This is a genomic window from Capnocytophaga catalasegens, assembly GCF_026005215.1.
GTDB lineage: Bacteria > Bacteroidota > Bacteroidia > Flavobacteriales > Flavobacteriaceae > Capnocytophaga > Capnocytophaga catalasegens.
This window is the reverse complement of record NZ_BPMA01000021.1, coordinates 113,563-138,144: the sequence shown is the minus strand read 5'-3', so window position 1 is coordinate 138,144 and position 24,582 is coordinate 113,563. Positions and strand designations below refer to the sequence as shown.

At 30.2% G+C, this 24,582-nt stretch carries 21 protein-coding genes and 5 tRNA genes; 8 read left to right on the top strand and 18 right to left on the bottom strand.

Annotation, left to right across the window (positions count from 1 at the left end; translation table 11 throughout):
• Positions 1–196: 196 nt before the first annotated feature.
• The 7 genes from OO775_RS07460 to OO775_RS07430 all read right to left on the bottom strand — a co-directional run bounded on the left by OO775_RS07460 (position 197) and on the right by OO775_RS07430 (position 4,613).
• Positions 197–1,918, bottom strand: a complete 1,722-nt coding sequence (locus OO775_RS07460) for a phospho-sugar mutase (RefSeq protein ID WP_264846514.1) — start codon at positions 1,916–1,918, stop codon at positions 197–199.
• Between the two features lie 145 nt (positions 1,919–2,063).
• Positions 2,064–2,399 (bottom strand): hypothetical protein, encoded by a 336-nt coding sequence (locus OO775_RS07455; protein WP_264846451.1) that lies wholly within the window; start codon positions 2,397–2,399, stop codon positions 2,064–2,066.
• Positions 2,371–3,012, bottom strand: coding sequence for a hypothetical protein (locus OO775_RS07450; RefSeq protein WP_264846450.1), 642 nt, complete (start codon positions 3,010–3,012; stop codon positions 2,371–2,373). Before OO775_RS07450 ends, OO775_RS07455 begins: the two co-directional genes overlap by 29 nt.
• 461 nt (positions 3,013–3,473) lie before the next feature.
• The gene (gene rpsT / locus OO775_RS07445) at positions 3,474–3,731 is read right to left on the bottom strand and encodes a 30S ribosomal protein S20 (RefSeq protein WP_264846449.1); all 258 of its coding nucleotides are present in this window, start codon (positions 3,729–3,731) and stop codon (positions 3,474–3,476) included.
• A 50-nt stretch (positions 3,732–3,781) separates the two neighbouring features.
• Positions 3,782–3,853, bottom strand: a tRNA-Glu gene (locus OO775_RS07440).
• Positions 3,854–3,881: 28 nt separating this feature from the next.
• A tRNA-Glu gene (locus tag OO775_RS07435) sits at positions 3,882–3,953 on the bottom strand.
• Positions 3,954–4,127: 174 nt separating this feature from the next.
• Positions 4,128–4,613 carry a DUF456 domain-containing protein gene (locus OO775_RS07430; protein WP_264846448.1) on the bottom strand — a complete coding sequence of 162 codons (486 nt, stop codon included), beginning with the start codon at positions 4,611–4,613 and terminating at the stop codon, positions 4,128–4,130.
• 201 nt (positions 4,614–4,814) lie between these two features.
• Here OO775_RS07430 and OO775_RS07425 point away from each other — a divergent pair, with 201 nt between their 5' ends.
• The 5 genes from OO775_RS07425 to OO775_RS07405 all read left to right on the top strand — a co-directional run bounded on the left by OO775_RS07425 (position 4,815) and on the right by OO775_RS07405 (position 11,186).
• Positions 4,815–5,675 (top strand): sugar-binding protein, encoded by an 861-nt coding sequence (locus OO775_RS07425; RefSeq protein WP_264846447.1) that lies wholly within the window; start codon positions 4,815–4,817, stop codon positions 5,673–5,675.
• Between the two features lie 130 nt (positions 5,676–5,805).
• A complete protein-coding gene (locus OO775_RS07420) occupies positions 5,806–6,414 on the top strand; it encodes a hypothetical protein (RefSeq protein WP_264846446.1) in 609 nt (202 codons plus the stop codon).
• A gap of 24 nt (positions 6,415–6,438) precedes the next feature.
• Positions 6,439–6,741: a winged helix-turn-helix domain-containing protein gene (locus OO775_RS07415; RefSeq protein ID WP_264846445.1), complete on the top strand. Its 303-nt coding sequence runs from the start codon at positions 6,439–6,441 to the stop codon at positions 6,739–6,741.
• Between the two features lie 93 nt (positions 6,742–6,834).
• Positions 6,835–8,199: a cell envelope integrity protein CreD gene (creD, locus tag OO775_RS07410; protein WP_264846444.1), complete on the top strand. Its 1,365-nt coding sequence runs from the start codon at positions 6,835–6,837 to the stop codon at positions 8,197–8,199.
• Positions 8,200–8,315: 116 nt separating this feature from the next.
• On the top strand, positions 8,316–11,186 hold the full coding sequence (locus OO775_RS07405; RefSeq protein WP_264846443.1) for a triple tyrosine motif-containing protein: 2,871 nt from the start codon (positions 8,316–8,318) through the stop codon (positions 11,184–11,186).
• Positions 11,187–11,218: 32 nt separating this feature from the next.
• Here the strand turns inward: OO775_RS07405 and dnaE are convergent, their stop codons facing one another.
• The 5 genes from dnaE to OO775_RS07380 all read right to left on the bottom strand — a co-directional run bounded on the left by dnaE (position 11,219) and on the right by OO775_RS07380 (position 18,637).
• Positions 11,219–15,718, bottom strand: a complete 4,500-nt coding sequence (gene dnaE / locus OO775_RS07400) for a DNA polymerase III subunit alpha (protein WP_264846442.1) — start codon at positions 15,716–15,718, stop codon at positions 11,219–11,221.
• A 172-nt stretch (positions 15,719–15,890) separates the two neighbouring features.
• Positions 15,891–16,598, bottom strand: coding sequence for a dipeptidase PepE (gene pepE, locus OO775_RS07395; RefSeq protein WP_264846441.1), 708 nt, complete (start codon positions 16,596–16,598; stop codon positions 15,891–15,893).
• On the bottom strand, positions 16,598–17,167 hold the full coding sequence (locus OO775_RS07390) for a threonine/serine exporter family protein (protein WP_264846440.1): 570 nt from the start codon (positions 17,165–17,167) through the stop codon (positions 16,598–16,600). Before OO775_RS07390 ends, pepE begins: the two co-directional genes overlap by 1 nt.
• Positions 17,154–17,936, bottom strand: a complete 783-nt coding sequence (locus tag OO775_RS07385; protein WP_264846439.1) for a threonine/serine exporter family protein — start codon at positions 17,934–17,936, stop codon at positions 17,154–17,156. The genes OO775_RS07390 and OO775_RS07385 overlap by 14 nt, the downstream gene beginning before the upstream one ends.
• 143 nt (positions 17,937–18,079) lie before the next feature.
• Positions 18,080–18,637, bottom strand: a complete 558-nt coding sequence (locus tag OO775_RS07380; RefSeq protein WP_264846438.1) for a shikimate kinase — start codon at positions 18,635–18,637, stop codon at positions 18,080–18,082.
• A 126-nt stretch (positions 18,638–18,763) separates the two neighbouring features.
• Between OO775_RS07380 and OO775_RS07375 the strand changes: the two genes are divergently transcribed.
• The 3 genes from OO775_RS07375 (at position 18,764) to OO775_RS07365 (ending at position 19,070) form a co-directional block, all read left to right on the top strand.
• A tRNA-Lys gene (locus OO775_RS07375) sits at positions 18,764–18,836 on the top strand.
• 35 nt (positions 18,837–18,871) lie between these two features.
• Positions 18,872–18,944, top strand: a tRNA-Lys gene (locus OO775_RS07370).
• 42 nt (positions 18,945–18,986) lie between these two features.
• Positions 18,987–19,070 (top strand) — tRNA-Leu (locus tag OO775_RS07365).
• Between the two features lie 202 nt (positions 19,071–19,272).
• Here the strand turns inward: OO775_RS07365 and OO775_RS07360 are convergent.
• The 6 genes from OO775_RS07360 to OO775_RS07335 form a co-directional block, all read right to left on the bottom strand.
• Positions 19,273–20,193, bottom strand: a complete 921-nt coding sequence (locus OO775_RS07360; RefSeq protein ID WP_264846437.1) for a UDP-3-O-(3-hydroxymyristoyl)glucosamine N-acyltransferase — start codon at positions 20,191–20,193, stop codon at positions 19,273–19,275.
• A gap of 15 nt (positions 20,194–20,208) precedes the next feature.
• Positions 20,209–21,243 (bottom strand): aspartate--ammonia ligase, encoded by a 1,035-nt coding sequence (gene asnA, locus OO775_RS07355; RefSeq protein WP_264846436.1) that lies wholly within the window; start codon positions 21,241–21,243, stop codon positions 20,209–20,211.
• A gap of 15 nt (positions 21,244–21,258) precedes the next feature.
• On the bottom strand, positions 21,259–21,807 hold the full coding sequence (locus OO775_RS07350) for a LemA family protein (RefSeq protein WP_264846435.1): 549 nt from the start codon (positions 21,805–21,807) through the stop codon (positions 21,259–21,261).
• Between the two features lie 57 nt (positions 21,808–21,864).
• Positions 21,865–23,187 (bottom strand): DUF3137 domain-containing protein, encoded by a 1,323-nt coding sequence (locus OO775_RS07345; protein ID WP_264846434.1) that lies wholly within the window; start codon positions 23,185–23,187, stop codon positions 21,865–21,867.
• Between the two features lie 37 nt (positions 23,188–23,224).
• Positions 23,225–23,932 carry a DUF6261 family protein gene (locus tag OO775_RS07340; protein ID WP_264846433.1) on the bottom strand — a complete coding sequence of 236 codons (708 nt, stop codon included), beginning with the start codon at positions 23,930–23,932 and terminating at the stop codon, positions 23,225–23,227.
• 177 nt (positions 23,933–24,109) lie between these two features.
• Positions 24,110–24,364 carry a hypothetical protein gene (locus OO775_RS07335; protein WP_264846432.1) on the bottom strand — a complete coding sequence of 85 codons (255 nt, stop codon included), beginning with the start codon at positions 24,362–24,364 and terminating at the stop codon, positions 24,110–24,112.
• Positions 24,365–24,582 lie beyond the last annotated feature (218 nt).

Sequence of the window (24,582 nt, the reverse complement as noted above, 5' to 3'; positions counted from 1 at the left end):
ATTTTATAAGTCAAATGTAAAGATATATAACTGAAAACCAAATAGTTATATTTTCATATTTTTGATAAATTATTACAAAAAAAATCATTTATTACACTAAACGGATATACAGATAAAAAAATGTATTTTTTTCACAAAAATCAAAAAAAAACGCCTTATAAAGCGTTTTTTTGATTATATTCAATAAAAATTATTTTTATTCAAGTTTCATTTCTTTAATAATCGTATTGATTTTTTTATCTAATTTTTTATCGGTTTCTGAAAATTTTTCAATACTTTCAAGAGGACAATTTACACTGAAATAAAACTTAATTTTAGGTTCTGTACCACTTGGTCGAGCTGCAATTTTGCTACCTTTTTCAGTATAATAAATAAGTACATTCGATTTAGGGATATCTATAAAATGTTCTTCCTCACGAATTAAATCTCGTGCTACCGACGATTGATAATCTTCAATCATTACAACTTTTTCACCTGCAATTTCTCGAAGTGGATTTTCTCTAAGGTCAATCATCATTTGTGCTATTTCTTGAGAACCACTAATTCCCTTGCGAACCAGCGAAATCAAGCGTTCTTTGAATAGACCAAATTCGGTATATGCTTTTAATAACTCTTTATAGAAAGAACTTCCTTTGGCTTTGGCAGTTGCACCAATTTCGCACGCCAAAAGAGTAGCTGTAACAGCATCTTTATCTCGAACAAAATCTCCAACCATAAACCCGAAACTTTCCTCACCACCTCCAACAAATTTTTGCTGAGGAAAATCTTTAATCATTTTAGCGATCCATTTAAAGCCAGTAAGTCCTACTTTACATTCTACACCATAAGCATTAGCAATTTCACTCATCATTGGAGTAGAAACAATCGTAGATGCGATAAATTCATTTCCTTTAAAGCCTTTTTCTTTCCAGCGGTCTAGTAAAAACTTAGTCATCATTATCATCGTCTGATTTCCGTTAAGAAGAACCATTTTTCCATCTAAATCACGCACTGCTACTCCTATTCTATCACAATCAGGGTCAGTTCCTATTACGATATCAGCTCCTATTTCGTCTGCTTTTTTAAGTGCCATTGTAAGAGCTTCGGGTTCTTCAGGATTGGGTGATTTTACCGTTGGAAAATCTCCATTGGGTTGGGATTGTTCCTTTACAATATGCACATTTTTGAATCCTGCTCGCTCCAATACTTGTGGAACCATTGTGATGGAGGTTCCGTGCAATGAAGTAAATACAATGCTAAATTTGTCTTTGTCGGGCGCATTGAAATTTGCATTTTCTAACGATGCATCAGCAAAAGCCTCATCTATTTGAGTATCTATTTTTTCAATCAGATTTTCATTAGCATTGAAGTTAATATCTGAAAATTGTAATTGGTCAATAGTTTTAACAACCTCCATATCTTGCGGAGGAACAATCTGCCCACCATCAGCCCAATATACCTTGTAACCATTGTATTCTGGCGGATTATGAGATGCTGTTAAGACTATTCCACAATGACATTTCAGGTAACGAACTGCAAACGAAAGTTCAGGTGTTGGTCTTAATTCTGAGAAAAGATATACTTTTATTCCATTGGCAGAAAATACATCGGCAACAACTTTGGCAAGTGTTTGTGAGTTATGACGACAATCATAAGCAATTGCTACTTTTATTTGTTCATTAGCAAACACTTTTTTGAGATAATTGCTCAGTCCTTGAGTATTTTTTCCAAGCGTATATCGGTTGATTCGATTGGTTCCAATCCCCATAATTCCACGCATACCTCCAGTTCCAAATTCCAAGTTTTTATGAAAACATTCTTTAAGTTCTTCAAGATTATTTTCAAGTAAATCTCTCACTTTGTCTTGGGTTTGGTCATCAAAAATGGGAGACAACCACATTTTTGCTACTTCTTTACTATGTTCTAACATCTTGTCCATAATATATGTAATTTTTATTATTAAATAATCTAATTGTTCAACAGACAAAGTTAGTCTTTTTTTCATTTTTATACAATAAAAAATGAAAAAAATTCACAAAAAAAACTCTATTTAAAAAATAGAGTTTTTTGTAATTTTCCATTCGTTATTTGATGAAAATAAGGTCTTGCGCTGGTTTGTTTTTAATAATATCTTTGAGAATAGCTTCATATTCTTTATATGACTCTATATTAGGAAATAAAATAAAAGCATCTAAAAGCCCACCCCAATAAAATGAAATTATTTTTTCTCCTTCCATGAGTTTTATTCTTGTACTATTATCTAAATTTACTCTACGTCCATATACTCCTCCTATATATAAGGCTAAATATTTATCATCTCGCTGTGAATTAGGTTCATAAGCTTTTTCAAGATTTTCTATAACAATAGGTTCATGCATAAACTGTCCTGTATTAACATTCCCATTTATTGTAGGGTTCAAATCTATATTTACCTATATAAGTATCTTTATATCTGTCATTCAATATATACATACGAGTTTCTGAATTATAAAAAGTAAATGGATTTGAATTTTGGTTATTATATGACGTTGTTTTGGGGACACTTTTTGGAATATCTTCATCTCTAAATCCTAATAAAACCAAAGGCAATGCAGGCTTGTGAGCATCTACAAATTTATATATTTCTGTTGGGTCATAATGAATTGATTTAAGAATACTAAGATATTCTCTATAGGCTTCATCGGTCGGAAATACATAAAAATTGGATGTTTCGTACAAATATCCATCTCCTTTTTTATATTCTGCTATTCCACTTTTAAAAGTATAAAAAGCTACTATTCGTTCTTTCTCCATCAGACCATATATTATATTTCCTGATGAAGCAACAGGCATTGTTAGTCTGCAATCTACTTCAAATTTCAATGGTTTTCTAAGATACTTCAAACGATGTTCTTCAGAAACAAAAGCTATCCCATCTGAGGTATGTGTAATTTCTTTCTTTTCAACATTTACAAAGGTATACTTCTGATAAAACTCATTTAATTTTACATTTGATAATTTTATAGAATTTTCATCATCGGGTATAATACACATATTTTTATACCCAAAATAATTGATTGGTATTGTTTTGGGAACATTGTATTTTTCCAAGTCATTCTTGGTTCCAAATACGATTTGTGTTGTAGATAGTGGAGGAGTTGTATCCCCATCATCATCTTTATTATTACAAGAGGTTGTAATAAAGAAAATACTAACTAAGCAAAAAAGAATTTTTTTTCATACTTATAAAAATTTATATGTTAATCTTGGGCAAAGATAGTTTTTTTTTATGAATTAAAAAGTTTTTTATCTAATTTTTTTAACTTTTGAATATTCGACTCAATAGACAGATGGATTTTTTATGATATATATTGTTATTTACATCATTTGTAAAAGTTAACACTTACAAATCAATTACTATTACTTATTTTATTAAAAAGAAAAGATTATCCATAGGGATAATCTTTTCCAAAAATCTATTAAATATATTATACTTATGAAACAATTTTTTCGAACTAAGCCACTAATTTATTGACATGTTTTGTCAAGTTACTTTTTAAGTTTCCTGCTTTATTTTTATGAATAATATTCTTTTTTGCTAGTTTATCAATCATAGAAACAACAGTCGGTAGAAGTTCTTTTGCTACATTAGCATCTTCTGTATTACGTAGACGCTTAATAGCATTACGTGTTGTTTTATGTTGGTAACGATTTCTCAAACGAACAGCTTCGTTTCTTCTAATTCTTTTTAATGCTGACTTATGATTTGCCATTTCTCAATTCTTTTAATTTTATTAAGTAAAGATTTACACCACAATAATTGTAGTCCGTAGGGGAATCGAACCCCTGTTACCAGGATGAAAACCTGGCGTCCTAACCCCTAGACGAACGGACCTAATACTAATTTTTAATATTTTGATTTGTAGCCCGTAAGGGAATCGAACCCTTCTTACCAGGATGAAAACCTGGCGTCCTAACCGATAGACGAACGGGCCAAATTGAATGAATTATGATTTTCAAAATGCGAGTGCAAAATTACAACTTTTTTTTTATTATGCAAATTTTTCTTCTTTAAAAAATAAATATTTTTAATATGAAATTACTAAATGTTTGATTTTTAATAATTTAAAAACAAAAATATTTAAAAAAATAATTTTTTACATAAACGATTATCCTAATATAAAATAATATAGTTGAACGACTAACATCGAAAGCCCTACCAAGAAACTAAATGTTGTGCTATACAAAAAACCAATCAATGCTCCTTTGGTCGCTTTGAATGCTGTTTTGGCTTTCTTATTCTGTACATATTCACCCAGAAAAACACCGGCAAACATTCCGATAAGAAAACCAAATGGTACGGGAATCCAAAAAAAACCAACAAGCATTCCGACTAATCCACCTATATCGCCCCATTTGCTTCCTCCATATTTTCGAGTTGTTTTAAGAGGAATAATATAGTTAAGTACTAATGTAAAAATAGTCAAAATCCCAAAAATAAGTAGCCAAACCCAAGAAATTGTTCCCGAGCCTAAAAAATAATGTAATAATATCCCGATATAACATAAAATAACCCCAGGTAAAGCAGGTACAATAACTCCTATAATACCTATTAGTATTAGCAATGATGCTAATAATGAGAAAAATATTTCCATAATAATAAATTAGAGCAGGCAAAATTACATTTTTTTATTTAAAAACTTAAAAAATAATACTTCTTTAAGACTTATTTTTTTAGTTTATTATTATTTTTTGTTTAAATTTTACAAACTTAGTTTTTTTATTTAATTTTTTTATGTAACTTTGCCCAGAGAAACATTTTTTATTAAATAAATATATAAATAACTTTTTTACTAATGAAAACTAATATTTTATTAACAATTGCACTTGTTATGTGTAATATTGCTATGGGACAAATGGTATTGCCAGAGAAGCCTGTTAGCCACCTAAAAGAGCTTGGTTTGAAAGCTAATGTACAATCTATTTACATCACTCCTTATAAAGTTGTTGAGAGTTTTGGTGTTATAGAAAAAGGAGACAAAGCTGATTTTTGGAGAGGTGACATTATCTCTGTTTTTGACAAAGAAGGTTACAAAACAGAAACTAATTATCACGATAAAACAGGAAAACTCAATCAGAAAGTTATCTTCAAATACAATGCAAAACGTAAACGTACCACTCGAGATATTTATGATTCACATGGGAAAATTTTTCAAAAAAACCTGTACGTATATGATACTAATGGCTTTAAAATAGCATATAATAGTTATAATGCCAAAGGCGAACTAACTAATTCTTTTACTTACAAAAATGATGCAAAAGGAAGAGAAATAGAAGAAGTATGTACCCGATTTAAAAATACCCCGTGTGGTAAATATACATATAGTTATAACAATATAGGAAAAGTAGTAGAACTTTGCAAATATAACAAACAAGAAGAACAACCTGAAAACTGTGAAAAGTATACTTATGATAAACAAGGAAGACTTTTGCAAACTGATTTATACAAAAATAACACATTAGTACAAAAGACAATATTCAAATATGATAATTTGGGAAATGAAATTGGACAACGTATTTTTGATGGAAATGATACATTCGTTGAAGAAAAGAAATTTGTTTATAAATTTGACCAAAAAGGAAATTGGGTAGAACGCATTGAATATATAAATGAATTTCCGAAATTGATTTTGGTTCGAGAGATTACATATCATTAAAATTAGAAATATTTCATAATCTTTAAAGCGAGTTTTTAGTTGTAAAAACTCGCTTTTTTATAAAAAATAGGCAAAAAATTTTGTAGTCTCAAAAATTTGTTTTTACTTTGCAACTCAAAGTACTTTTTGTATGAAAGATAAAAACTATTTAAAAGATTTACAAGATATTAAACAACTGATGAGTAAATCAACACAATTTTTGTCATTGAGCGGACTTTCGGGAGTTTTAGCAGGAATTTATGCCTTGGTGGGAGCCTATTGGGTTTATTATCTTATTGAAAAACACCCATATCAGTGTATAACTCTTGAGAGTTGGACTTTTAAAGCAATTCTTATCATAGCTTTTATTGTGTTAATATTTTCACTAGCAACAGCTTATTTTTTGTCATTAAGAAAAGCAAAACGTAAAGGAGAAATGCTTATCAATACGACTTCCAAACGAGCATTTTGGAATTTTTCTATTCCGATGTTAACAGGAGGTATATTGATAATTCTGTTATTAAAAAATCAATATTATGGACTTTTGTCGCCTATGACTTTGATTTTCTACGGATTATCTTGTGTCAATGTGAGCAAATACACATTCAGAGATGTTCGATATTTAGGCATTACTGAAATTATTTTAGGATTTTTGGCAGTTTATTTTTCAGGATATGGATTACTTTTTTGGGTTATTGGATTTGGAATTTGTCATATTTTGTATGGAGCAATAATGTATTTTAAATATGATAGAAATTAGATTGTTTAATTGAAAATTTGACATTTGAAAGAAATTTTACAACATATAAATAAAGCTTTTGATAATCGAATTCGATTGGGAATTATGTCGGTTCTTATGGTGAATGAAAAAGCCGATTTCAATACGCTCAAAGAGTTACTAAATGTTACTGATGGAAATTTGGCAAATCATACTAAAACACTTGCAAATGAACAATATATAGAAGTACAAAAGAATTTTATTGGGAGAAAGACTAATACTACTTATCAAGCTACACTTAAAGGAAGAAAGGCTTTTGAAGAACATTTGAACGCTTTGGAAAAAATAGCCGAAAATATGCGAAAATAATTTTTTTTACATAAATACTTTGAAAAACAAAGTGCTTTTTATTACGAAATAATAATAAATACTATAATATTAATTTTTAAAAAAAGAATTTTTATGAACACAAATTCAAAAAACATCGGATCATTTTTTCAATCGAATACAGCACGGCTTATTATGATTGGATTTTTAACACTTTTCTTACTGATACCTTTATTCTTGGTAAGAAATCTTATTGAAGAACGAGCAGAACGTCAGTTAAGTGTAGTCAATGAAATCAATTCAAAATGGGGAAAAGACGTTTTCCTCTACGGACCTATTTTGAAAATTCCGTATACAGCATACAAAGAAAATGAAGTATATGACCAAACAACTAAAAAAATAATAATTCAGCGAGAGAGTTTTCAAAATTATGCTTATTTTTTTCCAGAATTACTGAAAAATTCATCTCAGGTAACCACCGAAACTAAGAAACGCAATAATTACGAATCGGTTGTATTTTCTACACAAATGGATTTTGTTGGAAAATATCTAAAACCCGATTTTTCGTCTAAAAATATTTCTAACAAAGATATTCAATGGAATAAGGCGACTATTCTTATTCGTACAACCAATTTGTCAAGTATCAAAAATGAAGTTTCTATCAATTTGGCAGGCAAAAATTATACTTTTGAACCGATTTATGATAATCAATCGACAGCAGAAAGTTATGATGGGTCGTATTATCAGACAGATATTTCTTCACTTGAAACATCATTTATTGATTTGACTGCGTTTGAAGAAGGAGATTTTAGTTTTTCAATAATGTATGACGGAAGTTCCAAGATAGGAATTGTTCCCATAGGAAAAGTTACCGAAAGTACGATGCAATCCAATTGGAAGTCTCCAAGTTTTACAGGAAGTTTTTTGCCTTATCAAAAAGAAATTACAAATAATGGATTCTCGGCAAATTGGAAAATTTTGCATATAAATAGACCTTTTTCGCAACAATCATTTGAAGTTTTGCCCAATATCCGTCAGTATGCTTTTGAAGTTGATTTTGTAATCCCTGTTGATGAATATCAACAAAACGAAAGAGCCTCCAAGTATGGTTTTCTGGTTATTGGGCTCACATTTTTGATTTTCTTTCTGATACAAACCATAAGTAAGATAAAAATTCATATTTTTCAATATACAATGATAGGTCTTTCGCTTGTGATGTTTTACACCTTGCTCATTTCGATAACCGAGCATAGTAGTTTTCTTAAAGCCTACTTAATAGCCTCATTATTAGTAGTTTCACTCATTAGCCTTTATTCGATTTCAATATTGAAAAATAAGAAATTTCCACTATTTATAGGACTTTCTCTTTTGGCTTTGTACGGATTTATATTTGTAATTATTCAGTTAGAAAGCTATGCGCTTTTGGTAGGAAGTCTTGGTTTGTTTGCCATTTTAGCCATAGTTATGTACGCTTCAAGAAAAATTGATTGGGGAAATTAGAAAAAAATGACAAAATATAGTGTTTTTTTCTTAAAAGAAGATTATTTTTGTAAAGATGAATAATCTTCTTTTTTTATTTTTATTTTTTTATGTAAAAATCTAATAATTACAATGTTATGATACAAAAGAAAAAACAAAATAGGTATGAACAGAAGCGAAAAAATCTTTTTTTGTTTATTTTGTTATTTATTTCAGGCACTTTTTTAGGACAAAAATTGCCTTTTGTACCTTTTGTACATAATTATTCGCAATATCAATACGAAGCAGGTACGCAGAATTGGGGCATTGCACAAGATTCGAACGGAGTTATTTACATAGCTAATAACCAAGGATTACTTTGTTTTGATGGTAAAAAATGGAAATTATATACTTTGCCTGAAAACAAAATAGTACGTGCGGTTTTTGTTGATAAAATTTTCGGACAGGAGCGCATATATGTAGGTTCGTTTGAAGAGTTTGGCTTTTTTTACCGGACAGATTCTTATCAATTGGTCTATCAATCTTTAAGTGAGCAACTTACAGATTATCCTTTTCAAAATGATGAAGTTTGGTCTATTGTCAAATATGGAAAAAAGTTGTATTTTCAGACCTTTTCTTCGTATTTTACCTATGATGGAAAACATATAAAAATTCACAAACCCAATCCTTCTCCTTTGGGAATATACCCAACTCCGCAAGCTCTTTATATGCAAGGAATTGAAGGAGATTTTTATCAATTAAACAATGATTCGCTCGAACTTGTTATAAAACAGGAACAGATATATAATGATAAAATAATTGGACTTTTTCAGCATAGAGATAGCCTTATTCTGACAACTATAAAAAATGGTTTGTTTTCTTATAGTTTGAAAACCAAACAGTTGCAACGAAAGAAAACAGATTTTGACCAAGAATTTTCAAAAATATCACTTAATAGAACTCTTATAACTTCTGATTCGTTACTGATTTTGGGTAGTTTAGATGAGGGAATTTTTGCTTTGGATTTTCAAGGAAAAAAAATATGGCATATCAATAAATCTAATGGATTGAAAAACAATACAATACTAGGATTATTTCAAGATGTACAACAGAATATATGGCTGGCTCTTGATAATGGAATTTCGTACTTGAAACCTCATTCTAAACTTCAATTTTTTGATTTCAAATCGGATATTGAATTAGTGGAAGATATGGAAGTGTTTTTTGGAAAAATGTACTTGGCTTCTAATAAAGGAGTTTATGAATTTTATGATAGAAAATTACGTAAGTTACCCAATTTAGATTCGCAAGTTTGGTTTGTCAAAAGATTTGATAATCAGTTGTTTGTAGGGCATAATAAGGGAACATCTGTTATTGATAATACACAACATATACAAAATCTTAATAATATAGGAGTAGGAGGGACGGATATGAAAAAAGGGATTATTCACGGACAAGAGGTTTTAGTAGCATCATCATATACGTATTTGACTATTTTTAAGAAAAATAATCAAGGAAAATGGATAGTTTCTCATTCAATTTCTGATTTTTCGGATTTGATACAGAATATTGAAATAGATAATGTAGGCAATATTTGGGCAAATCATCCACATAAAGGTGTTTATCGAATTGCTCTGAAAGAAGATTTAATTCATATCAAAAATAAAGAATTTTATGAACAATTTTCTGAAAATAAACCACTTAAATTATTAAAATTACGAGGAAAAATAATTTTTACAGATAATCAACAATTTTATATTTACAATGATGATAATCAGCAAGTTATATCTTATGAATTACTTAATAAAAACTTGCCCAATTTGGTCAAAACCAGAAAGATAGTACCTGTTAATGATAATTTGTTTTGGTTTATTACAGATAAAGAATATTACGCAGTGAAGTTCAAAGATGGTGCGTATTCTATTGAAGATAAAATCGCATTTAATAATCTTTTAAATCCATCAAGCGAGCGACGAGCAACTATTTTTGTTGAACAAGGCAATTCTTATTTTTGTTTGAACGAAGGAATAGCATTGTATCATTCTATGGAAAAAATTATTCGAAGTTCGACTCCCCCTTTGGTTTTATCGTCTTTGAAATCTTATGATAGAAATACTGACCAATGCACATCGGAGCGAATAAAAGACCGAATGTCTTTTGATTATACAAAGAATAATTTGGTTTTTGAGTTGCAATATCCTAATTTCTCACAACAAAACTATCGTTTGCAGTATTATTTGGAGAATTATGACAAGCGATGGAACGAAAATAGCTCTGACTTTACAATTACATATCAAAATATTCCGCAAGGAAAATATCTACTTAAAACTAAGATAATCAATGAATTAAATCAAGAAATAGCGTCGTGTAAAATTCCCTTTGAGATAACTACTCCATGGTACAAATCGGCTAAGGCTTTTGTCTTGTATGGATTTACTTTTTTGGCTATAACTTCTTTATTTACAATATTTTATTATCGATATAAATTAAAAAAGAAGGAACAGCTTTTTGTGAGAGAAAAAGCCAAAAAACAACGACTACTTGAAAAACAACAAGAAGAAATAACAAAACTTCGTAACGAAAAACTTGAATCAGAATTGGAACACAAAAGCAAAGCGTTGGCAAGTGCTACTATATTGAATATTAAACATGATGATTTTCTAAAAAATCTTTTACAAGAATTTCAATGTTTTTTAACAGAAAATAAACTTACTAAACAACAAGGAAATCATATTATTCAGCATATTAGAGAACATATTTCTACCCAAGACCAATGGCAAATGTTTCAAGAAAATTTTGATATGATACATCAGAATTTTTTCCGAAATCTCAAACTGAAATACGCCAATTTAACACCTGCTGATTTGAAACTTTGTGTATTGTTGCGACTTAATTATTCTACCAAAGATATTGCCACGATGCAAGGAGTTTCGGTGCGAGGGATAGAAACAGCTCGATATCGTCTTCGCAAAAAACTTAACCTATCTGAAGAAGATAATTTAACTGAATTCTTAATAACATTTCAATAAAAATATATTGAAAATTAGTTTTAAATTGATTTTTAACTTAATTTGAAATAATATTTGTTGTATTCAAGTTCGTTCAAAAAGTCTTTATTAAGTTGAATTTTTGTCTTTCGACTATACATTTCCAAAGATATCTTCATATCTTCACGTCGAATACCTTCTTGTGAAGGGGCTATTTCTGCCATCTCCAAATTCTCTTCTGAATTCTCTTCTATTTCGGTATCAACTACGTTAACCGATGTACTTTGAGGTTCGTAGATTAAAAAATTCAAAGGAATATTACCAGCATATTTCTCAGTTATATATTTGAGTTGTGCGATATTTTCTATCGAAATATCTTTTAAATCTAACCAAATATCTACTTTTTTTACATTTTTGGTTAAAACATCTTGCAATGAATACATTTGAGTGAAAACAACTCTTGGTTTTCCACGTTGATTGGTTTTTTTATCAAAAAATCCTTCTTCTATTTTTATTTTAAAATATATAAACTGATTGGTAACCAGATAGATATGGTATTTCAGATAATCATCTTTGAATATTCGAAATTCGTGTATATTATCATAATCTTCTATTGAAAAAATAGCCCATTTTCTTCCGTCCATAGCTGTTTTGTGTTCAACTTGGGTTACCATACCAGCCATTTTTATTTCTTTGCCCACCAAGTTTTCAAGCTCAGAAGGATTGTACGATTCGCTATTACAGAAATTTTTTATTTCGTGTTTGAAATCATCAAGCGGGTGTCCCGAAATGTACATTCCGACAACTTCTTTTTCTCGGCGAAGTTTCTCCAAAGTTCCCCACTCGTTGCAAGTAGGCATTGTAGGTTCTGGAATTTCGATTTCGTTTGTTTCGCCAAAAAGACTCATTTGCAGAGAGTTAGCGCTTTCTTGTGCTTTGGAACCATAACGAATTGCTTTTTCCAAAAGCGAACTTTGTTCTCCGACTTCAGTATAAAAATATTGAGCTCGATGTGCGGCTCCCAGCGAATCGAAACCACCAGCCAAGGCGATATTTTCAAAGGCTTTTTTGTTGGCAGCACGCAAATCAACACGTTTTGCCATATCAAAGATAGATTTGTAATGCCCGTTTTCTCTGTTCTCAACAATGGTATCAACAGCGGTTTTGCCAACGCCTTTTATCGCGCCCATTCCAAAGCGAACTGCTCCATCTTTATTCACTGCAAATTTGTAATTCGATTCATTCACATCGGGGCCTAACACCTTGATTCCCATACGATGACATTCTTCCAAGAAGAAGCGAACCGATTTAATATCATTCATATTGTTAGAGAGAACCGCCGCCATATATTCGGCAGGATAATTGGCTTTAAGATAAGCCGTTTGGTAAGCAACCCAAGCATAGCAGGTAGAGTGAGATTTGTTAAAGGCGTAACTTGCAAAGGCTTCCCAATCTTGCCATATTTTAGCCAATTTTTCCGTGTCATATCCTTTTTCAGAGGCTTGTTCAATGAATTTTGGACGCATTTTATCCAAAACATCTTTTTGTTTTTTCCCCATCGCTTTACGTAGCATATCGGCTTCACCTTTTGAAAAACCTGCCAATTTCTGCGAAAGAAGCATAACTTGCTCTTGATATACGGTAATTCCGTACGTTTCTTTTAGGTATTCTTCCATATCGTCCAAATCGTACGAAATGGGCTCCAAACCGTGTTTTCGTCTGATAAAACTTGGGATATATTCCAAAGGACCTGGACGATAAAGTGCATTCATCGCAATAAGGTCAGCAAAAACAGTCGGTTTCAACTCTTTCATATATTTTTGCATTCCTGCCGATTCATATTGGAAAATTCCAACAGTTTCACCTCGTTGAAAAAGCTGATAAGTTTTCTCATCATCAATAGGAAAATCATCAGGATTTAGGTCGATATTTCTCGTTTCTTTGACCAATTTAACGGTATCTTTTATCAAAGTGAGTGTTTTTAGTCCCAAGAAATCCATTTTCAGAAGTCCAGCACTTTCAACCACGGAGTTATCAAATTGTGTTACCCATAGGTCAGAATCTTTGGCAATCGAAACAGGAACAAAATTAGTAATATCATCAGGAGTGATAATAACTCCACAGGCGTGAATTCCCGTATTTCGGATAGAACCTTCCAACAATTTAGCCTGCTGAATAGTTTCTCCCAGTAGGTCATTCCCTTGTGAGAGTTGTTTTAGCTGATGTGTTTTTTCTACATCTTCCGAACGAAGTTTTTCGCGTAAAAGTTGTTCATCGGCAGCGATAAGTTTGTTGAGCGTATTGAGTTTTTTATCTGTTATAGTAGGGACAAGTTTGGCTATTTTATCGGCATCAGAAAGAGGCAAATCCAACACTCTTGCTGTATCACGAATAGAGGATTTGGCAGCCATTGTGCCGTAAGTAATTATTTGAGCTACTTGGTTGGCACCATATTTGTCAATAACGTATTCCATTACACGCCCTCGTCCTTCATCATCAAAATCAATATCAATATCGGGCATACTTACTCGGTCAGGATTCAGAAAACGTTCAAAAAGTAAATCGTATTTTATAGGGTCAATATTGGTAATTCCTAAGCAATAAGCCACAGCTGAACCCGCAGCAGAACCACGTCCTGGGCCTACCGAAACTCCCATAGACCGAGCCGCAGCGATAAAATCTTGTACGATGAGAAAATACCCAGGATATCCTGTTTTTTCAATGATTGAAAGCTCAAAATCAAGACGTTCTTTTATTTGGTCAGTAATTGATTTATATTTTTTTTCAGCTCCCAGATAAGCTAAGTGTTTAAGATATTTGTTCTCTCCTTTTTTACCTGTTTCATCATCTTCTACCTGAAATTCTTCCGGAATATCAAATTTTGGCAAAAGCACCTCACGAGCCAGCTCATAAGGTTCAATTTTTTCAATAATTTCTTTTATTGATAGAATGGTTTCAGGAATATCTTTAAAAAGATTTTTCATTGCTTGTGCTGACTTGAAATAGTATTCCTGATTCGGCAATCCATATCGGTATCCACGACCACGACCAATTTCTGTTGTTTGTTTTTCACCTTCTTTCACACAAAGTAAAATGTCGTGTGCATTGGCATCTTCTGGGTTTATATAATAAGTATTATTTGTAGCTACTAACTTGATATTGTGCTTTTTAGAAAAATTAAGTAAAACAGAATTAACGCGGTCTTCATCTTCTTGCCCATGTCTCATAATTTCCAAATAAAAATCTTCTCCGAAAAGTTCTTTCCACCACAAAAGAGATTCTTCAGCTTGTTTTTCACCAACGTAGAGAATTTTGGAAGGAATTTCGCCAAACAAATTTCCGGAAAGAATAATCAAATCATCTTTGTATTTTTCTACAATTTTTCTATCAATGCGAGGAACGTAATAAAAACCTTCAGTATAAGCAATAGAAGCCATTTTGGCCAAGTTATGATAACCTTTTTTGTTTTTAGCAATCATAACTATTTGATAACCATTGTCTTTCTGTGTTTTGTCAAGATGATTTTGACAAACAAAAAACTCACAACCTACAATAGGTTTTATAGAAAGTTCTTGAGATTCATCTCCTTTTTCAATAGCTTCTTGATTGCGTATTTTTACACCTTTGTTATATGTGGCAATTTCTTTGATAAAATGAAAAGTTCCCATCATATTTCCTATGTCGGTAATTGCAACGGCAGGCATTTTTTGTTGGGCAGTAGCTTTGACTAACTCAGCGATAGAAGCTGTTGCTTGTAAAACCGAAAATTGAGTGTGATTATGCAGATGAACAAAAGGAGCATCGGCTAATAGAGCTAAATTTTCTTGTATTTGTTGTTCTGAAATATCATTAAGAATATTACTTTTCTGTAATTTTTCTCGAATTTCTTCTGAAGCCTTTTTTAGGTTAATGTGTTTTAAACCAATAAGTTGTATTGTCTCAGGATTAGCAATCCGAAATCTGTCTATGTATTCTTTTGAAATCTGTTCTTCGGAAAAACCTTCTCCAATACGGATTAACTCAAAAAAACAGCGCGAGGTAGCTTCAACATCGGCAGTTGCGTTGTGAGCTTCGGCAAAAGGAATTTTAAATAAAAATTCGTGAAGTTCAGTCAAGGTTGGTAGTTTGAAACGTCCTCCTCGACCACCAGGTATTTGACACAGCTCTGCTGTAATCTCGGTACAAGTATCTAAAACAGGAAATTCGGCAAGGTTTGTTTCTATTTTGTATCGATAAAATTCGGCTCCCATAATATTGATGTCAAAACTAACATTTTGCCCTACAATATAGGTTGTTTTGCTAAGAGCCTCTTGGAATTTTTGCAAAACTTCACGGATTGTAATACCTTGTTGTTGAGCAAGTTCTGTTGATATTCCGTGAACTCGCTCTGAATCGTACGGAATATTAAATCCGTCAGGTTGTATTAAATAATCTTGATGTTCAATCAGTTGCCCCATTTCATCGTGTAATTGCCAAGCAATCTGCACAGCACGAGGCCAGTTTTCACTATCAGAAATAGGAGCATTGTAATTCTTAGGAAGTCCTGTGGTTTCGGTATCGAATATTAAATACATTTTTTTATTTTTAAGTGATTAGAAAACAATATATTATCTTTTTTGTTCTCTAACAAAAATTTGAGCGTAAAGATACTATTTTTTAAGCAAATAATCACTATAAAAATATATTTATGATAAAGCAAATTATATTTTGCAATTCAAATCTCTTGTGAAGTGTGTTATTTTTTAATTATTTTATAAAAGGCAAATTTGTTTTTCCGTCCCATTCATAGGGAATTTTTCCTTGTTCAAAAATACGTGCAGTGAGATTACCTTTTAGTGTAATGCGCTCATTGTTAATAAGTAACCAGCTTCCTTCACGAAGCCCCACAACAGGAATATTATTCAGAGTATGAAATTCTTTAATGCGAGTCTCGCGAGTTTCTCCTTTGTGAGTACTTTTAGGGTCAGGGTCTAAGTAATGCGGATTCAGATTGAAAGGAACAAGTCCCAAAGTTTGAAAACTTGGAGGATAAATAATAGGCATATCATTGGTAGTTTGCATCGTTTGCCCTGCAATATTGCTTCCAGCACTTGTTCCTATATAAGGTGTTCCTTTGTTAATAGTATCTCTTAGAATATCAATAAGTTGTAGTTGATATAATTCATTTACGAGTAAAAACGTATTTCCTCCTCCTGTAAAAATTGCTTGTGCTTGTCTGATAGCTTCGTATTGGTTGTCAAGAGTGTGGATTCCAATAATTTTTTTACCAATATGAGAAAATCCTTGTTGTGCGATTTTTGTATATTGGTCGTGAGAAATACCACTGGGGCGTGCATACGGAATAAACAAAATTTCATCAATTTTTTCAAAAAAATGATACAATTCTTCTTGTAAATATGACAAATAAGTACCCTCGTGTAGAGTAGAGGTACTTGCCAAAAGTAATTTTTTCATTAAGCTGATGTGTTTTGTGAATTATTATTTATTTTTCTACGTTTTTTGATTCGTTGTGCAATAAATTTGTTCAAATCTTTTCCTTTGACGGAATATGTATTCAATAATAGTATAGGAGCAATCACTCCGAAAGCCAAACTCATTGTTATAAATCCAGTTTGTAGCCCTTGTCTTAACGTTTTGAAAACAAGTTCTGTAGTGAGGTCATTTTCATTTTGTAAAGTAACAATTTTAATAAGTCCCATCATAAATTCATAGCCATATTTGCCTGGAACCATATTGATAACTGCAGGAATGGTAAAAACCACAGGTGGAGTATGTACTCGATGAGCAAAATACATACCCAGAAATCCAACAGCACAAGCAGCAACAAAAGTTGTTAGAACAACTTGTGCAGGCATCAATGTATGTAAAAGTATAGCTTTAATAGCCCAGCCAATTGCTCCTAATAGACCAACAATCCACATGGCCCTGCGAGGTGTATTAAATAACATGGCAAAACCAATAGAAACCCACATTGACCAGAAAATACGTTCAGAAAGTTGTAAAAATATATCAAAGTAATTCATAACCAAAAAGAATAAGTGAAAGATAAAAACCAATAGCTATCATAAAAACCAAAATACCTGTTGTAGATATTTTTGCCCATCCAGAAACTACGTGTCCAGTAAGTAAATCTATGAATCCGTTAATGAGAGGAACTCCAGGTACTAACCATAAAACACAAGCAGCCAACGCATTGTTTATCGGTTCAACCTCCAACATTCGGAATATATTCACAACTGATACAGAGACGAATGCCGCCCAAGCCCAACAAATAAAATGGTTAAAATGCTTTATTTGTAAAAGTTTTCTTGCTGAAATTCCTGCAAAAGTAGCTAAGAATGAAATTCCAAATTCAATATAACTACCATTGTTACCTCCAAAAATATAAGCTAATGAACCTCCTGCTATGGCTGTGAAAAACCACATTAAGACCATATTATAATGAGGTTGCTTCTTTATAAAAGCTACTTCTTTTTCAATATCATCAATAGATAATTTTTGTTCGATAGCTTGCCACGAAAGAATGCTAATAGCAGAAATAGCATTAAAATTAACTCCGTGATGAGGTATAGTCAGTACTAAAGTTTCTTTTTCTTGTGTTGTTTTATCATATACAGTAAGTATTACACCTGAATATGAATGAAAAATCTCCGAATGATACCCCAAGGCATTGGCTATTCGTTCTACATTACGTAATGCACGTCGAGTGTTAGAACCACTTCCAATTAACAATGCACTAATATCAGCAAGAAGATGAGTTGTTCTCTCCAAGTTTTTTTTAGATATCAACATAAAATAAAATTGTTTGTAAAGTGCAAAATTATGAAAAAATATACATTTTACAGAAGAAGATTATATTTTCTCCAAGTATAAAAACTTTTACGTTTTCGAGTAAATTATTATTGGAAAATATTATATAAAAAACTATTTAATCTTTATTCTATTACATTTTTCTTTTTAAATAAATCAGAAGGTAAAAACGTGATTATTTTATTAACTATTTCTGTAATAGAAAGCCCGTCTGAGGGTAAGATAATATGTGCTTGTCTGTAATAAGGATTTCTATCGAAAAGATGTTTGTTTATAAAATCTTCCAAAATTTTATCATCTTGTAATCCTGTAAGGAGAGGACGTTTTCCTTTTTGTGTAGTAAGGCGTTTGGTTAAACTTTGAGCATTGAGTTGCAAATAAAAAACAAATTCAGAAGCCTTGTTTATTTGCTGTATATTTGTACCAAAACAAGGAGTTCCTCCTCCTACAGAAAGCACAAAATCTTTTTTACTATCTAATAATTGATTCAGATACATAGTTTCTATTTTACGAAAATAAATTTCTCCATTCAATTTAAAGATTTCTGAAATTGTTTTTTGTTCCTTTTCTTCAATAAAAAGGTCTAAATCAATAAAAGGAAGATTTATTTTTTGAGCTAAAAACTTTCCAATTACTGATTTCCCAGAACCCATATAACCGATAAGAATAATTTTTTTACTCATATAAAATGCTGTTTTTCAAAAAGTTGAATATATACATAAAAATAAAGTGCAAAAATAATAATTTTTTACTTGTGTTATAAAGATTTTGTTGTATATTTGCACCCGCATTCTGATAAGAAAGTTAAGGACTTGGTAGCTCAGTTGGTAGAGCACAACACTTTTAATGTTGGGGTCCTGGGTTCGAGCCCCAGCCAGGTCACAATTTTAATTTTTTTTCATAAGAGTATTTTTTTAGACTTGGTAGCTCAGTTGGTAGAGCACAACACTTTTAATGTTGGGGTCCTGGGTTCGAGCCCCAGCCAGGTCACAAGGTTAAGTTACACAACTTAACTTTTTTTATTAGCAATATGCCTACGTGGAGAAATTGGTAGACTCGCCATCTTGAGGGGGTGGTGCTCGTTCGGGCGTGCTGGTTCGAATCCAGTCGTAGGCACAAAAGGCTTTACATAAATTTATGTAAAGCCTTTTTATTTTTGATAAATGATAATCAGAATTGTTTATATTATATATCAAATATAAAAACAATAAACAAACAATAATTATAAATGGTAAAATACAAATAGTTTTCTATATTGTTTTATTAGATTATTTTTTATAATAAATAAATTATATTCTACTTTGAATAGAAAATTATTTTATTCTTTATGATGGATTAAAGCCCGAATAGCTCCCATTTCTTTATATTTCTTGCGAGCTTCTTCGGCGGGGTAACCAAAATAAGTTTTTCGTGCTTCGAGGGATTTGGAGATACCACTCTGTGCTAAAATAACTGCTTTCTCTCCAATGGTAATTCCACTTGTTATTCCTACTTGTCCCCAGATGGTAACTTCATCTTCAATGATAACACAACCTGCTATTCCTACTTGTGATGCAATTAGGCATTTTTTTCCAATAACAGTATCGTGTCCTACGTGAACTTGATTATCAATTTTAGTTCCTTGACCAATAGTTGTATCGTTCGTAACGCCTCTGTCAATAGTACAAAGAGCACCTAAATCAACGTTATTTTGAATAACAACTCTTCCACCAGATTTTAATTTGTCGAAACCTTCAGGACGTTTTTTATAATAAAAAGCATCGGCACCAAGAATAGTTCCTGAATGAATAGTAACATTATCTCCGATAATGCAATCATCATAAATAGTAACTCCCGCATGAATAAGGCAATTACTTCCAATTTTTACATTATTTCCAATGAAAACGTTGGGTTGTATAATTGTATTTTTTCCAATGACTGCTGAAGGCGCTATATTTGTTTGTGCTTCTTGAAAAGGCTTGAAAAAATCAGTTAATTTGTTAAAATCACGAAAGGGATCATCAGATATAAGAAGTGCTTTTCCTGTTGGGCATTCTACTTCTTTATTTATAAGAATAATAGTAGCTCGTGATTGTAAGGCTTTGTCGTAATACTTAGGATGATCAACAAAAACAATATCTCCTTCTTCAACTACATGGATTTCATTCATTCCAAGTACTGGGAAATTACTATTTCCTACATATTTTGAGTTAATAATTGTAGCTATTTGTTCTAAGGTATAAGGTTGTATAAATTTCATAATTTTTTAATTACATTATATTAAAGGTATATTTATTTTTTTACAATCTTCAATCATTTTTTTTGACCAAATACTTGCTTGAATTTCTCCTATATGTGCTTTGTGAAGTAAAAACATACAAAGTCTTGACTGACCTATTCCTCCACCGATGGAAAGAGGAAGTGAATCACTAACTAATCGATGGTGAAAGTAAAATTGTAGTCTGTCTTCTTTTCCTTCTTGACTTAGTTGATACAAAAGAGCTTTTTTATCTACACGTATTCCCATTGATGATATTTCAAAAGGAACATTTAAAATAGGATTCCAAAGAATAATATCGCCATTTAGTCCTAAATAGTTTTCAGATAATGTACTCCAATCATCATAATCGGGCGCTCTTCCATCGTGCTTTTCGCCGTTAGAGAGTTTTCCACCTATTCCTATTATGAAAACAGCTTTATGCTCTTTTGCTATAGCGGCTTCTCTTTCCTTAGCAGAAAGGTTCGGATATTTTTGTAAAAGTTCTTCAGAGTGAATAAAATATATATCAGGAGGTAATATTGGTTTTATATCTGAAAAACTTTCGCAAACCAAATATTCTGTTCTAAGTAAGGTGGCATAAATTCTTTTCACAATATTTTTAAGAAAAGAAATAGTGCGTTGTTCTTCGCTGATGACCATTTCCCAATCCCATTGATCTACATAAAGTGAGTGAAGATTTCCTAACTCTTCATCAGCTCTGATAGCATTCATATCAGTATATATTCCGTATCCTTGTCTAATATTATAATCGGCAAGCATTACACGTTTCCATTTAGCTAAAGAATGAACAACTTCTGCTTTTGCATTATCTATATCTTTAATAGGAAACTGAACAGCACGTTCTATTCCATTCAAATCATCATTAAGTCCTGTACCTTGTAAAACGAATAGGGGAGCGGTAACTCTTCGTAATCGAAGTTCAGCAGATAGATTTACTTGAAAAAAATCTTTTATTTTCTGTATTCCTAATTCTGTTTGTTGTAAATCTAGAATAGGTTTATAGTCTTTGGGTTTTATTAAATAACTCATTTTATATAAAAAAATTTATTTTTGAAATAATTCATCAACCTTAGGAACTTCTTTTTGCTTTTCTTGTGCATATTGCCATTGATAAGTAACAAACCCAAAACTACGAGCAATAAGTATATTAGGAAATACTACAATACTATTATTATAAATAGTAATAGAACTACTTACAAATCTTCTTCCTGCTACAATTTGTTCTTCACAATTGATAAGTTGTCTTTGTATTGCCATAAATTGTTCATTTGTTTTTAGTTCAGGATAGTTCTCTATTTGTATCCGTAATTCTTTCAGTAATGAACTTATTTTATCTTCTTGTATATAAGCATTTTCTTGATTAGTAACTTTTTCTGAATTGCGAAGCTCTATAATACGTTCAAGAGTTTCTCTTTCAAAAATAGCATATCTTTTAGCAGTAGCTACCATATTAGGAATTAAATCGGAACGCTGTATAAAAAGAGCATCTAACGATGAAATAGCATTCTGTATCTGATTTTTATTTGATACTATTGTATTATATGATGATACTAAGAATACAATTATAATTAAAATAATAGTAATAATTATCATATGAATTTTATTTAAAAGTAAATTATTTATGTTTATATATTACCAAGTGGTAGTATTTTATTGTAAAGATTGTACCATCTGCAATGGTAGTGTAATATTTCTATATAAATTATTTAATAAATTTAGACTTTCTATTTCAGAGTTAAAATTGATTTCATCAAATTCTGTATTTTGATATTTATTATGATGAATAGCTATTATAATTGTATGCTGATGAAATACCATAAAGAATCCATTTTTACTTTGTGCGTAGAGTTGTTTTATTTTCTCTATCATTATAGGAGTAAGAATATATCTTGCCATAATTTGGTCATTGCAATAAATATTATATTTTTTTTTGAACTCGGGGTCTTCTAAATCAATATCTTCTAAATACTTATTTAGGTTTTTATAATTTAAATTATTTTCAAACCAATTTGTAATATTTTTTTTAGGAACGATAATTAAAGGAGATGGTATCTTTTTAGGATAATTGCCAATGAAATACCATCCATTAAAAATATTGTCATAATTCAATGATTTATCTTGTTTATTTTTATAAGGTAGCTTTACATCTAACTGACATAGTTGAAAAGGTATTCCATTATAGTTACCAAATATTAAATCATTACCATCTACAATATAATCATCTTCAATATATAATCCTGAGTAAAGAAATTCTTTAAGACTAATATGTCCTTCCTTTACATAAGAAAATGTAGGATTGATATAGTTTACTATTTTAGTAAAAATTTTCTCTTTTTTATAAAATAACTCTTGTCTTTCTTCTAATTGTATATCTTTTTTAAAAAAATAAATACTTAAAATAGAAAGGATATCTTCTAAACTAATTCCTTTATTTAATTTTTTATCTGTTGATAAATCAAGAATAATCTCTTTTTTTGCATAAGTAAGAAATTCACTAACAGGCATAATAGTTGTAGGAGTATAAGAAGTTGCAAGATTTTCATTTTTATATAATTGATTTATAACTTGATGATATTCCTGTTTATTAACATTACTAAGAGCTATTTTTATTTCTGAAAGATATTCCTTTAAGATAGGAATAGTAATCGTTTGATTATCTATATTTATACGTATATAGTATAGATTATCTAATGTTATAAAATTATGTATAAATTCAAATCGACAATAAAAATCACCTATTACAACTGCTTTTTTTCCTTTTGAAATATGTTCAAAAAATAGATTAACTCGTTTTGATTCTTCTTTTAGATAAATTTTGAATAAAAGAAATATAATAGGAACTATTAGCAATATAGGAATTATAAATAAAAGTAAAAGACAAATAATACTTGTTATAATAAAATAATTTGTATATACTTTTTTTTCTTCTTTTTGTGCCTTTAGAATAATATCTTTTATTTCTGATAATGTCATTTTAACTAATAGTCATATTACATAATATAATCTTTTTTTAAGATATTGTTATATCTGATTTATCTTCTTTTGCTATATTAGGTTTTTTACTTGCTTTTACATATTCATTAAGCTGATTATAAAGAGGCTTCCAAGAAGGAGTATCAATCATAAGTGTAACATAATCTAAGAAACGTTTTAGATTTTTCTCTAAATCTTTACGTAATACAGATGCAGGTTTTATTTTTCTAAGTTCAGCATTAGCAAGTGCTTGTTCATCATAAATAGATTTAAAATTTTCTTGTGCACTTTTAATCAAATCAAAAATTTCTATTAAATGAAATTTTTCTAATTTGGCTGTATTCTCTGCTATTTCCAATACTTCTATTAATTTATTAAGCTGTGCTGTTTGTTCAGAGTATGATAGTTTATCATAATTAAGACCGTGTACTTTTAGTATATTATATAAACTATCTGCATCAGCATAGTTTGTAATTGATTTAAGTTTAGCATAACCTTCTAAAATAAGTTTAAAACTACGTAAATAAGTATCTCTTTCTTTATCTGCTTGAGCTACACTTTTTCCTTTACCACTATATGTTGTTTTAAATAGTACTGGAGTATATTCTTCATAAGAAGTTTCTAATTGAGATAAAAACGAATGCTTTTTAGCTTCATTTACATTTGATTGTTTAGTAGCATTGATAACTTGTTCGGCAAGTGTTGCTAATTCTTTGGTAGATAGTTTTGTTAATCCTGCTTTCATAATAACTAATTTTAATTTAACTTTGATTTATTTTTAGTTTATGGGACAAAGATATAATTATTTTTTTAATAAAAAAAAATTTTATGTAAAAAAAAATAATTTATTTTTGTAATATTACAAATTGTAAATTAGTATCTTATATCCTATATATATAAATATATAGTTATTTTTATTGTTTTAATAATTGAAAATATTAAAAATGCTTTCATTTTTCTTTTCCGTCAAGTTACGGAGATTAAAAATGATTTCATTTTTCTTTTCTGTCAGGTTACGGAGATTAAAAATGATTTTATTCTTCTTTTCCGTCAGTTTGCAGAGATTAAAAATGATTTTATTTTTCTTTTCCGTCAAGTTACGGAGATTAAAAATGCTTTCATTTTTCTTTTCCGTCAAGTTACGGAGATTAAAAATGATTTCATTTTTCTTTTCCATCAAGTTACGGAGATTAAAAATTCTTTCATTTTTATATTAAAAGATATATTTTTTACATAAAATAAATATTTTTATAATAAACAAGTCAAGGAGGTTATATGTTAAAAATTATTTTATAATATATTTAATTGATATGTGTATATATAAATCTATTAAATAGATAGTTTGTGATAAAAAATAATTTATATTAGGTAGTTTTATAAAAAAAGTATCTGCTT